The sequence below is a fragment of the Roseibium alexandrii DFL-11 genome (assembly GCF_000158095.2).
In the GTDB taxonomy this organism is placed as follows: Bacteria; Pseudomonadota; Alphaproteobacteria; order Rhizobiales; family Stappiaceae; genus Roseibium; species Roseibium alexandrii.
This window is the reverse complement of sequence record NZ_CM011002.1, coordinates 4900985-4913399: the sequence shown is the minus strand read 5'-3', so window position 1 is coordinate 4913399 and position 12415 is coordinate 4900985. Positions and strand designations below refer to the sequence as shown.

Here is a 12415-nt window from a genome sequence, read left to right as displayed (position 1 = left end):
AGTCTGGCGCTCAGTCATAAGCGTCATCCAACGCACTTCCCTACTTGAGGTACCTTTTCGGAAACTGACGTCCTTGCGCTCGAATTGCACACGGAACCTCAGTTGCCGACAGTGTGCCAACCGAATCCAAATCACTGTTTTCTAGCAAAAGAGTATCGGGGACCAACCTATCCGGAAGGTAAACACCGAGTTCTAGATATTATCGTGAAACACATAATCGGCTCGGGCGATTGTCGCCTCCAAACCAAAGGCATCGAGAATTCAGAAACGCAACGGGCACCCAAAGCCGCTGCCATTGTGCCCAGGAACCGGACGACGAGTATTGGCGGTGCCTCGAATGAGTCGGTCAACCATCCTTGTGGGTCTCGAAAATTGATAACAGTTATCAAGCGCTGCGCGCATCTGAGAGTTGGTTCCGAACAGCCTGAGTACGATCGTATTCAGACCGGATTTTGGCAATAAACGGGATAATTTCCGCTTCAGGTGTCTCGGCCTGACGATGATACTTTTCAGTCTCGGCGACAATAATAGTGATGATGTTCGGAAAACAGCTGCAGCATTGGCCGCGCTTCTTCATGGCGTGATACACCCGGCCCGGCGTGATCAACTGCCACTGATCCTCATCAAGCAAGCTCTGGATGACATATTCAACTGCCGACTTTGAGATAACGTTGCAACTGCAAACAAGCATGTCTGAGGACTCTATAATCTGAGTTTTGCCTTCAGGTTATAGGATCACTCTATTATCCAGAGCCTGCGAGTCAAGTTTTCTGAAATCAAAGATGAATAATCGGCATTAACCGTGGGGCAAAAATGGCTCAGAGTGACTTGCAGACCACTTTGACATCAGATGCTGGTGTCATTTGGCAGGAAAGCAAACGATACCAGCACTCCAGAACGGGCTTCACCCAAGTGATTGCGGAATTGCTTTTCAATATCATGCAATCACTTGAGTTCTGGAGAACACATGACCGGCCTCAATTCGGATCTTGCACCGAGGCCTACTCGCCAGCTCCAGCTTCAAGACGATGGGACAACAACGTCAGCAGATCGATGTCCGCCCGTTCGGTCAGGGAGACAAACGTGAATGTCATGGTTTCACGCTGCTCGACCATGGCACCGGGGAACGGCATGTAGACCAGTTCGCGCGATGCAAAGGCAGGCGAGGCTGTGCCGATCTGCCAATTGCTGACGATCTGCGCATCGACAAGATGCTGCACTAAGCCGTCAGCGCCTTCCTTTTGAAACGGGATACCGGCGATCCGGAGATAACTGGTCTTGTCCTCGGCTTGCCGGAAACCGTCGATGAAGCTGGCGGACAGCGTTTGCAATTCTTCGGCGCGTTCAGACGCAGACGTCCCGTGGACATGAGAATGCAGATGATCCGGGCCTCCATGATTATGATCGTGCGGATGAGCATGATCGTGATCATGGTGGTGGTGATGGCCGAGATGTGAATGGCTTTGCCCCATGGTGTTACTCCACATCCGGTCCGGCCGGGATCGAAACCGGCTTGTCGATAATGGATTTGTGCGACCCCATCTTGCCGTGAGAGACGAGTGTGCCCAGCACATCGACGATCACGCGCGTTGCCAGAAGCGCGGTGATGTCGGAGCAATCGTAGGGCGGCGAGACCTCGACGACCTCAAGCCCGCAAATGCCTTCCTTTGCGACCAGGGAAACCAGTTCCAGCGCTTCCCTGGGCAGGAAACCGCCCGGTTCCGGCCAGCCCGTGCCGGGAACAAATCCGCAGTCGACACTGTCGATGTCAAAGGAAATGTAGACGGCGTCCGCGTCCTTCCAAGCGAGTTCCAAAGCCCGCGCTGCGGTTTCCGCCAAACCGAGTTCCTCAACATCGCGCATCGTAAAGATATTGGTGTTACGTTCGCGGGCGACTTCAACACCTTCGCGCGGAACTTGCCAGCCGCCAATACCAATCTGGACTAGATTGACCGCCGGGACATTGACAAGATCCGTCGCATGGAACCACGGCGTGGTGTGCATGCGTTCATCAAGATCCTTTTCCTGGATATCAATATGCCGGTCGAAATGGACAATGCCGATGCGCTTGGAGGTGCACTGGGCAATGCCTCGAACACACGGGAAGCCGATGGAATGATCGCCGCCAATCATGATCGGCAGCGCACCCGAAGAGGCAACGTGCGACACGGCCCGCGTAATTTGGTCGAAGGTCTTTTCGATATTGGCGGGAATCGTGAAGATATCGCCGACGTCGCACAGGGTCATTTGTTCTCGGAGATCGACACCCATCTCGTAATTGTAAGGCGTGTAGAGCGCGGAGATTTTGCGGACGCCTTGCGGGCCAAACCGGGTTCCCGGCCGGTAGGTGGTGCCACCATCGAATGGAATTCCAATAACCGCCGCATCGTAGGCTCCAACCTGCGTGACGTCTTCGATGTAAGGCGCTTTCAGGAATGTGTTGATGCCGGCATAGTGGGGCAGTTCTCCCCGCGCAAAGGTCGGAATGGACTTATCTGTGAGACTGTCCGAGCCGGTCAGGCCCATACGCAAAGCCCAGGCCTTTTCCTTTTCCCAGGCAGCCGAGGGCAGCATTCCCTCTTTCTCCGCAGCCTTCCAGCCGCGCAGCTGAAGCTTGTCGAAATCAGGATGGTGTTGGCGTTCGGTCTTGGCTCGTTCCAGTAACCCGGCTGCGCGTTGCCAGGTAGACGGACCGTCTGGACGAAAGATGCTCATGGCGTTCCTCAATGCGTCTTTTGTGAAATCTGAATGTCGGGTTTTGGGGCTGATCGGATGGTGCTCGCGATATCGGCAGGTGCATTTTTCTCGCCGCCGGATTGGTCAGAGAGTGGAAGGTCGTAAGTGATGGTTGCGCCATAGGCCTCTGGCGCCTGCGGGTCATGTCTGATCTTGTCGAAAACGAGCAGCCGCGTGCCGAGCTTGAAGGCTTCATGGATGTCGTGGGTCACCATGAAAATCGTCATGCCCGTCTCTTTCCAAAGACCGATCAGAAGATCGTGCATGTCGAGGCGGATACCGGGGTCGAGCGCACCGAACGGCTCATCCAACAGCAGAATGGAGGGCTTCTTGATCAAGGCCTGCGCGATGGCGAGGCGCTGCTGCATCCCCCCGGACAGCTGCGCCGGGTATTTGTCTCTCGCCGCTGCCAGACCGATCCGCTCAAGGACATCTTCAATCTGTTTAACAGCCGTCTTCCGGCGCGCACCTAACAGTTTGCCAAGTCGCGGTGCCTGCTCGAACTCCTGGGCCAGGATCAGGTTTTCGACGACGGTCAGGTGGGTAAAGACCGAGTATTTTTGGAAAACGATGCCGCGATCCGGTGTGGGCTCCTTGGGCAGCAGCATCCCGTCAAGCAGGATTTCTCCATGGGTCGGATGCTCTTGGGAAAGCAGCATCCGCAGGAACGTGGATTTGCCGCAACCGGACGCGCCCACAATCGTGCAAAACGACCCGGCATCCACCTCAAGAGCGATCCGCTCGAGGACGGGATTGCCGTCATAGTATTTCGACAACCCTTGAACGGAGAGTTTTGCAGAGACGGTCATAGCGCGGCACCTCCCATGTGGTTCCACCGGAAGGCCCGCTTGGACAGGAGGAGCAGCAACCGGTCCAGAATAAACGCCAGCAGCGTGATCCAGACGACATATGGAAGGATGACATCCATTGCGAGATAGCGCCGAACCAGGAAAATGCGGTAGCCAAGGCCCGTGGTGGACGCGATCGCCTCTGCAGAAATGAGGAAGATCCAGGCCGGGACGAGCCCGAGGCGCAAGGCCGTGATCAGTTTTGGAAGGACTTGCGGCAACACCAGCCGGGTGATCATCTGCCAGACCGAGGCGCCAAGGGTCTCGGCCTTGATGATCATCTCGCGCGGAATATCCAGCACCGCCTGCGCTGTCGCACGGATCATGACTGGCGCAGTCCCGATCACAATCAGAGCGATCTTCGACACTTCGCCAAGTCCGAATGTTATGAACAGGATCGGCAGGATGGTTATCGGCGGTATGAGTGAAAACGTTGCGATGTAAGGGGCAAGAGCGCTTCGTATGTGCGGAATAAACCCGATACCGATCCCAAAGAATATCGCCAGGAGCGTTGAGACCGCCATTCCGGTTCCGAGGCGCATCAGACTGTCGAAGGTGTCGATCCACAACAACAGATCGCCGGAGCGCCGGTCCGGAACAGCTGCCATCCGCCAGAAAGCCTGCCCCATGCTCTCAAGGGAGGGCAAAAGCTTGTCGGCTGGATTGTCGAGCCGCCTGTAGTGACTGGCAATCGCGTAAGTCACGATCGTCGCCACAAAGGGAAGCAGTCCCAAGGCTACAGCGGCAAACCGCGACGGAGTTCGGTTTATGAGGCGCATGAAGGGATCCGTCTACTCCTTAAACAGGGGCGTCAAAGTCAGAAGGCTACATGTTGTTCGCAATCCCGGACGGCTCGGTACTTAGGTCCGGGATCACGAAGATCGTGGCACTGTCTCTCTTCCTTCGTCATTACCCGGCTCGACCGGGTAATCCATTCCGTGACCTTGCAAAACAGCGAGGCTGATCGGGCGGCGATGCCGCGGCATGGATTGCCGGATCAAGTCCGGCAATGACGAAGTTTGATACACCAGTGCAAGAAAACCCTGCCATCGGGTTATCCGATCACAGCGAACCGCTGGCAGCCATTTCTATGAAGCTCGGATCGAAGCGGAGTTTCACGTTGTTACTGTCGCCATAAACCGTACCGTCGGCAAAGGAGACCCCGACAAACTCCGGACTTGGGGCCCCTTCTCCAAGAATGCCCTTGTCAAACAGGAACTCGGCAACGAATTTCATCGTTTTGGGAAGCTCGGCTGACTTGGAGAACTCCACGGCCTCGGCCGGTGTATAAAACATCTTCGTTGTGGCGAGCTGCGCCTTGTAGCCCGCAAGATCGGTCCCGGAAGCTTCAGCCATCGCGGTCAAGGCTGTTTCATCGCCTTCTGCCATGAGATCCATCACTTCGTACCAGGCACCAGTGAGCGCTTTGCCGAAGGCTGGATTGTCAGCCAGTGTTTCCGTGTTGACCATCATGATGTCGATGATTTCGCCCGGGATACCTGCACTGTCGAACACCTTGGTTGCGTTGGGCTGCGCTTCGATCTCAGACAAAAGCGGATTCCAGGTGACGACCGATGTGACATCCGCCGTTGCATAGGCTGCGATCATGTCGGCGTCCGACGTATTGACGACGGTCAGATCCCTCTCGGTCAGCCCGACGGTATCAAGTGCACGCGCGAGCAGGTAATGAGAAACCGAGAGTTCAACGAGGTTGACCGTCTGCCCCTTGATCTCGGCAAGCTCTGTCTCGTCCTTCAGGATGATCCCGTCATTGCCATTGGAGTAGTCACCGACGATCAGCGCTGTTGTGTCAACACCACCGCCCGCCGGGATGGAGAGCGCATCCATGTTGGTCATGGAACAGCCATCATATTCACCGGCGGTGTACTGATTGATCGATTCCACATAGTCGTTGATCTGCACAATCTCGACATCAATGCCGTATTTGTCGGCCCACTTCTTCATGATGCCACTGTCTTGCAGATAGCCCCAGGGCATCCAGCCGACATAGATTGACCAGCAGACTTTGAAGTCAGTTTTGACTTCCGCCTGAGCAGAAAATGAGAGGGGCATTGAAAGCGCTGCAGCGAGTAGGGAAGCCTTGGCGATTGATTTCAACATCTGTGCGCGTCTCCTGTCTTGGGCCCTGAGAGATCCCGAGGGCTTCCGTCATGAGGTTTTCTGCGCACGTCCGGGAGGAAGGTTCGCGCGCGCGAAACCTCGTGCAGTTGTCTCCCGGGTTTTTGTCCCGCCGTGTCACCGGGCTATGTGAGATCATCGCGATCTGCTTGCCCGGCTTGCACCTCTCGGTCCTGCGTCGTGTGACCGGATCCCTAGGCGCGCTGCACAAGAGAGAACAAAGCAAGGGCGGTGCCAGTTGCAGAAAAATCTAAGATCTATAACAAAAACAGCGCATTAGGCGGATGACAGATCGCATCGCTTCAATGGATCAAATGCTAAAATCCTATGCACGGTTAAAAATCAGGCACATATGAGCGAGAAACAGGCAGAAGAGACAGCGACGGCCCCGTGTCACTTCAAAAACGCGGCAATCTTTTCTTTGACCGTCTCAATATAATTCTTGCGGCTGCCCAGTGTTGAACTGTCCATCTTGTAGTGCGCCAAGTAACGGGTTTTGCATCCCGGTTTGGCAAGCAATTTGATGCCGCGCATGATCGTTTTACGCCCAGGCTCGCCCACCAGCTTGGACACCCACCAACTGGCTCCACAGGTCGTTACGATCGCTATATGGGAAATGTTCTGCATGTTGGGCTGCAGTCCCGTCGTGTCTGTTGGCATAATGAACGTTTCGTGCGGCACCCAGACCCGTTCAAGCCAACCTTTCAACATGGCAGGCAAACCGAACCACCAAGTCGGATAGACAAAGACAATTGCTTCACACCACTTGATGTCAGCCAGATCATCGGCGACGGGGACCGTATTTGCCTGAGGTGTGTGATAGCCGCGCCGCTCCTGTGCGCTCATAACAGGATCAAAGCCTTTGGCATAAAGATCCGTCAACCGGATGTCATGACCGCCCGCCTGGAGCGTCTCGACAACAGCCTTACACAGCGCCGAATTGAAACTTTCTTCGCAAGGATGACAGAAAACCACGAGAACGCGCATGCGTTTGGCCTTTTATATCGTTTTTCGCTGGATCTAGCATTTGAACTGAAACTTGATATCAGGCCCGTTGCAGGCCCGGAAACAGAAACACCTGACCGCTTTCGAAATCATAATCCGGGTTCTCCCAGGCAATCATCTTGCCCGGATTGAGCAATCCCTTCGGGTCGGCTTGTTTTTTGAAGGCGAGCTGGACCGCATCAGTCTGCTTCATCCCCCCCTCTTCAAGCGTATACCGGTGTGGATTGAAAATCGGGCAGCCATTGTCTTCGTGAAGACGAATGATTTCTTCGAGCCGGGCCTCGTTGGAATAGCGGACAATCGGCAGGCCAAAGCATGTGACATTGCCATCAAACCGCACGTATTCGAGATGGCCCGGAACCTCATTTCCAAACATCTCATGCATCTTGCCAACCAGCTCGACCTGGTTGGGAAATGGATAAAGAACCTGGAGATAGGTGATTGATGGATCCACTCTAAGCGCTCGCAAGGTCGTGTGGTTCCACGAAAGCTCGTAAGCAGGCGGGAGGCGTTTCAGATCTTCGTCGGACGCTTTGTCCGACCGATAGAGCACCTCCCCCTTGGACTGCCGCCCCATGAACGCATCGAATGCAGCCATCGCAAAAGGGGCGACCATCAAGACAGCAACGGACTGATCCTTGCGGATAAATTTCTGGTGCCGGAGGAAATAGTCATGAGGAACCGGCGCGGCGACCGGTGCAATGTTCTTCGTCAGCAAACCATCCAGATTGGCCAATTCATCTGAAAACCGCACCGCATCCATGAAGTCGTCAAACCCAACCAAAACATCCACCCAGTCGTAACTGGCGGTCAATGGCATTTCGACTTCGGTGATTATGCCGTTCGTGCCATAGGCGTGCATCACTTTCTGCAGTTCATCGCCCGTCATTTCAAGAACCTGCGGCTCAGCTTCCATCGTGACCACGCGCAAACGAATAACGTTTCCGAGATCCCTCAGGCCACCCCAGTTAATCGACCCAACGCCGCCGGATCCGCCCGCGATAAACCCACCGATCGTCGCGGTCCGGTAGGTTGATGGATGCATCCGCAATTCCTGGCCGGTCTCGGCTCGGGTCGCCGCATCAATATCCGCCATAATGGCCCCAGCCTCGGCAACGACAGATCCGGTGCGCACTTCCTTCACCGCGGTCATATCCGCAAGGCTGAGGACTACCCCGCCCGACAGCGGCATCGCTTGACCATAGTTTCCGGTACCGGCACCGCGTGTCGTAACCGGCACATCAGCTGCAAAGCATGCCTTGAGGATCCGGATGACCTCGTCCTCGGATTTGGGCGTCACGATCAGGTCGCCAGTGACGTTTTCAAGCTGAGCTTTTAACACCGGCGAATACCAGAAAAAATCCCGGCTCTTCTGCTTCACGATTTGCGGGTTGTCCTCGATCTTGATCCCATCGAGATCGGCTATCAAAGCGGCAATGGCGCTCATGGTCAGGAGGTCCCTTTCTGAAGAAGTCGATCGAGCTCACGATAGTCGGGCAAGGCTTGATCAATGCTGCATCCTGCTCTCAACACGCGGCGCGGGCCGGCTGGGCGGGACAGAAGCTCATTCCAGTTCCGCGCATGAAACAGCAAAAGATCCGCGGGCGCACCAACGGCAATTCGACCTGTCGGCAAGCCCATAATACTTGCCGGGGTTTCCGTAACCGCATGGATCCAATCGCCGACGGGATGATCAAGATGCAGGATCCGGGTTGCCTGAGTGTACACTTCAACAAGATCCATATCGCCATACGCATAAAACGGATCGCGCGTGTTATCTGAGGCAACACACACCTGAATGCCGCGTGCGCGCATTTCATGCAGCAATGTCACGCCGCGCTTGCGCGGTGTCCGGCCTTGCGTCCGGTCCTGCAAATACATGTTGCACATCGGCAGCGAGACAACTGAAATCCCAGCTTCCGCGACCAAGTCCAGAGTGTTGGAAATGTCGTCATCGGAGTGCACAGACAAGGAGCAGCAGTGACCACAAAGGATCTTGCCATCGAACCCCAAGCGCAGCGCGACTTCGGCGATCCGGCGTAAAGTGTCCGCCGCCGGATCAAGCGTTTCATCGACATGAAAATCAAGATCCAGCCCGCGATCCATTGCCGCTTTAAAAACGGATTCCAGATGCTGATCCACATCCGGCACCATATATGTAACGGCCCCCAAGACCCCGCTGGCAGCTGAGACACGATCGGCAATGCTGTGAAGGTACCCATTGTCCTCGGCCAGCCGGTCAATGCCGAACAGGCACACACCTTGAAGCTCAATGCGCCCGGCCCACTCAGAGCGTATTTCGATAAAGATCGGCCACGTGATGTCATCTTGAGGAGGAAGACTGTCTAGGTGGGTCCGGATTGCGCCGGTCCCATGGGCATAGGCACACTTTAGTGAGAAATCCATCCGGGCCCTGACATCCTCGGCGCACCAGTAAGCGCTCCGGTCTCTTCCCACCGCTTGAAGTGCACCCTGAAAGGTCCCGTCCGGATTGGGCTCGCGCGGCCAGATATGCCCCTTGTCCAGATGAGTGTGCACATCCACCAGCGTCGGCAGGACAAGCCCGCCCTCGAGATCAAGACCGCCCGCGCCTTCCGGCAGCGTCCCAGCTGGAGCAATCTGTGCGAGCTTTCCATTCTCGAACACGATGTCACGAGCCGTCAGATCCGAAACCGAGGTTTGCTGCAAACCCTTCAGAAGACATGCCGGCACAGTCGCATTTCTGATGATGCCGGTCCCTTTATACCCGGCGCCCCACCCCGGCTTCATCTACATCTCCCGCTTCAATGCGCTTTCGTGCCACTTGCGCAGAAGCAGATGCGAAAGAAGGTTCATGGAAAGGAATATCAATACACCGGTCACGGAAATCAGGATCAGCGCAGCAAACATGCGCGGCATGTTTAGACGATAGCTCGCTTCAAGGATTTGGTTGGCAAGACCAGATCCGGACCCCGCTGACCCGGCAACAAATTCTGCGACAATGGCGCCGATCAAGGACAAACCACCGGCAATTTTCAAACCGCCCAAGAAGTACGGCATGGACGCGGGCAGCCTCAAGAAGCGCAGAGTTTGCCACCGGCTGGCGCCATAAAGGCGGAACAGGTTCTGGAGGTTATGATCGGCGGAATTCAAACCCAGGGTCGTGTTGGAAAGAATTGGAAAAAACGCAACAATCCACGCACAGATCAAAAGCCCTGCGGTAATTGAATCCACGTAGATGAGAATCAAAGGCGCAATCGCGATGATCGGTGTGACCTGCAATATGACCGCAAACGGGAAAAAGGAAATCTCGATCCACTTGGACTGAGTGAAGAGGACTGCCAATCCAAGCCCACCGAGCGTGGCAATCAGAAGAGCCCCGAACGTGATCTTGAGCGTGTTGATCAAAGCAATGCTCAAGATACCCCAATCAGCAAGAAGCGTTTCAAAAACGAGCCCCGGGCGCGGAAGGATATAGTGGGGTATCTCATTCCAGACGCACAACCGGTCCCAAAAATACACCGACAAAACGAGGATAACGATCGGTAGGACCCAACGGCCGATAGCCTCCCGCCGTGCCGCGCGCGCCCGTTTTAGCTCCTCCGCATCAAGTGGAACAGACTGCGGGGCAGGTGCAATGGCGCGCTTGTCGGCAATGTCGAGAGTCATGATCTGCTGCCGCCTTTGCTCGGCTTGTATCGGGACAGACACATCAAAGATGGTCTCCCACTATCATTGCTTTGTGCAGCGCATCCGAAACATCCCGGCAAAATCCGGCATAAACGGAAGAAGTCCGGAAGGCTTCATCTCTCGGATAAGGCGCGTCGATTGCCATGTCGTTGACCACACGGCCAGGCCGCGCCGCCATCACCACGATCCGGTTGGACAGGTAGACGGACTCGAATACCGAGTGTGTAACGAAGATGACCGTCCACCCGAAGGTTTCCCAAAGGCGTAAAAGATCATTGTTCAGCTTGAAGCGCGTGATCTCGTCAAGCGCAGCAAAGGGCTCATCCATCAAGAGCAATTTGGGCTTTGTAACCAGCGCACGGGCAATCGAGACCCGCATTTTCATGCCGCCAGACAGCTCACGCGGATAACTATCCGCGAATTGCTCCAGCCCGACACCCTGCAAGGCTTCCATAACCCGGTCATACGCCGCTTTTTTGGAAACTCCCTTCAAGCGGAGCGGCAGCCAGACATTGCCAAAAACCGTTGCCCACGGCATCAGCGTCGGCTCCTGGAACACGAAACTGAGCTCATGCTCTTTTTGTTTGCTTTCTTCGAGCGGCCATTCGACCCGTCCAGTCGTTGGACCGGTCAGGCTGGTGATGATCCGCAAGGCCGTCGACTTTCCGCATCCGGAGGGCCCGAGCAGCGAAACGAATTCCCCTTGGCGTATGTCGAGCGACATGTTGTTGAGCGCGACAGTTCCGTTGGAAAAGGTTTTTGAAATGCCCTTCAACGAAACGACCGACGAACTCGAAACGATATCTGATTGCATGTTTGTATTTACCATGGCCGTCATTGCATCAATCTCCGGCCATGGTTGCAACATTCCTATGAAACACGAAACAGGTCCGCCTCAGTTTCCAGCAAGTTCTTTCTTGAGATCCACTCCGACCCCTTGGTTGACGAACTGAAGCGTGTACGACTTGGTGTAATCGACATCTCCATTCACCACACCGGCAGCGACCATCTTCTCAAAGAAGGATTTGTTGCGCTCGTCGGTCATCGCACCAATCCCCATCGTGAGCGCATCCCCACTGTCCACGATGCCGTAAGACTTAAGCTTGTCGATGGAGAACGCCAGCTGGCCGTCGGTCATGCCCGGATTGTCTTTTTTGATCAGCTCCAAGGCTTTGGAGTTATCTCCATAAAGGAAATTGACCCAACCGATGGCAGACCCATCGACGAAACACTTAACAACTTCAGGCTTGGTTTCGATGAGGTCGAGCCGGGTCTCAACTGTGGTGGAATATGTGTCGTACCCATAGTCCGCGATCAGGAAAATGTTGGGTTCAAACCCGCCCTCGGTCTCAATCGCATAGGGCTCAGAGGTGATGTAGCCCTGCTGGCCGAGCTTCTTGTCCGCAAGGAACGGTGCAGAATTGTAGGTATAGGGCCGAACCTGCTCATCCTTGAAGCCGAACTCAGCTTTCATCCATTGAAAATAGGAATTGAGGCCACCCTTACCAATGAGGAGATTGATATCCTTCAGGCTTTCCCATGTGTCGAGACCCTGATCCGGATGGGTCATCAGGATTTGCGGCTCTTTCTGGAAGTGCGCAGCCACCACAGCTGTCGGAATGCCCTGCTCAACGGCGGAGAACGCTTGCAGCATATTGCCGCCCATCAGGAAATCAATCTTGCCGACAGGCAACAAAATACGATTGTTTGCCTGAGGTCCGCCGGGCTTGATTTCCACTTCGATCCCGCAGGCTTCATAAGTGCCATCGGCAACAGCCTGATAGTATCCGCCATGCTCGGCCTGAGCGACCCAGTTGGTTCCGAATGTCACTTTCTCTAGCGCGTGAGCGCTTGTCGACGCCATGACGGCAAGCGTTGCAAGTCCAATATTTCGAGACAAATCCATTTCCGCGTTCCCCGTTTTCAACACACACCACGCAGGTCAATCCGCCCACCACAGGCCGAATGCTCTGCCGCTGTGCTCGAAAGCCCTGAGAGCGGAACAGGCAAGAAGTGAG

At 55.2% G+C, this 12415-nt stretch carries 12 protein-coding genes and 1 riboswitch; all 12 genes read right to left on the bottom strand.

Translation table 11 applies throughout. From position 1 onward, the window contains the following. Nucleotides 1-385: 385 nt before the first annotated feature. The 12 genes from SADFL11_RS22690 to SADFL11_RS22635 all read right to left on the bottom strand — a co-directional run bounded on the left by SADFL11_RS22690 (nucleotide 386) and on the right by SADFL11_RS22635 (nucleotide 12303). Nucleotides 386-691 (bottom strand): (2Fe-2S)-binding protein, encoded by a 306-nt coding sequence (locus SADFL11_RS22690; protein WP_040450947.1) that lies wholly within the window; start codon nucleotides 689-691, stop codon nucleotides 386-388. 310 nt (nucleotides 692-1001) lie between these two features. Then, nucleotides 1002-1472 (bottom strand): hypothetical protein, encoded by a 471-nt coding sequence (locus tag SADFL11_RS22685; protein ID WP_050775996.1) that lies wholly within the window; start codon nucleotides 1470-1472, stop codon nucleotides 1002-1004. A gap of 4 nt (nucleotides 1473-1476) precedes the next feature. Then, complete coding sequence (locus SADFL11_RS22680) at nucleotides 1477-2715, bottom strand: agmatinase family protein (protein WP_040450948.1); 1239 nt, start codon at nucleotides 2713-2715, stop codon at nucleotides 1477-1479. A gap of 8 nt (nucleotides 2716-2723) precedes the next feature. Next, a complete protein-coding gene (locus SADFL11_RS22675; RefSeq protein ID WP_008193925.1) occupies nucleotides 2724-3545 on the bottom strand; it encodes an ABC transporter ATP-binding protein in 822 nt (273 codons plus the stop codon). Beyond that, entirely contained in the window at nucleotides 3542-4363 is an 822-nt protein-coding gene (locus SADFL11_RS22670) for an ABC transporter permease (protein ID WP_040450949.1), read from the bottom strand. Before SADFL11_RS22670 ends, SADFL11_RS22675 begins: the two co-directional genes overlap by 4 nt. Before the next feature lie 283 nt (nucleotides 4364-4646). Beyond that, entirely contained in the window at nucleotides 4647-5705 is a 1059-nt protein-coding gene (locus SADFL11_RS22665; RefSeq protein WP_008189896.1) for a putative urea ABC transporter substrate-binding protein, read from the bottom strand. A 109-nt stretch (nucleotides 5706-5814) separates the two neighbouring features. Continuing rightward, a riboswitch (guanidine-I (ykkC/yxkD leader) is annotated at nucleotides 5815-5932 on the bottom strand. A 184-nt stretch (nucleotides 5933-6116) separates the two neighbouring features. Continuing rightward, complete coding sequence (locus tag SADFL11_RS22660) at nucleotides 6117-6710, bottom strand: NAD(P)H-dependent oxidoreductase (protein ID WP_008195380.1); 594 nt, start codon at nucleotides 6708-6710, stop codon at nucleotides 6117-6119. A 58-nt stretch (nucleotides 6711-6768) separates the two neighbouring features. After that, nucleotides 6769-8175, bottom strand: coding sequence for an FAD-binding oxidoreductase (locus SADFL11_RS22655; RefSeq protein ID WP_008189362.1), 1407 nt, complete (start codon nucleotides 8173-8175; stop codon nucleotides 6769-6771). A 2-nt stretch (nucleotides 8176-8177) separates the two neighbouring features. Continuing rightward, nucleotides 8178-9497, bottom strand: coding sequence for a cytosine deaminase (locus SADFL11_RS22650; protein ID WP_040450950.1), 1320 nt, complete (start codon nucleotides 9495-9497; stop codon nucleotides 8178-8180). Next, nucleotides 9498-10376 carry an ABC transporter permease gene (locus SADFL11_RS22645; protein WP_050776142.1) on the bottom strand — a complete coding sequence of 293 codons (879 nt, stop codon included), beginning with the start codon at nucleotides 10374-10376 and terminating at the stop codon, nucleotides 9498-9500. Between the two features lie 43 nt (nucleotides 10377-10419). Beyond that, on the bottom strand, nucleotides 10420-11226 hold the full coding sequence (locus tag SADFL11_RS22640; protein ID WP_209002907.1) for an ABC transporter ATP-binding protein: 807 nt from the start codon (nucleotides 11224-11226) through the stop codon (nucleotides 10420-10422). A gap of 66 nt (nucleotides 11227-11292) precedes the next feature. Continuing rightward, nucleotides 11293-12303, bottom strand: a complete 1011-nt coding sequence (locus SADFL11_RS22635) for an ABC transporter substrate-binding protein (RefSeq protein WP_040452457.1) — start codon at nucleotides 12301-12303, stop codon at nucleotides 11293-11295. Nucleotides 12304-12415 lie beyond the last annotated feature (112 nt).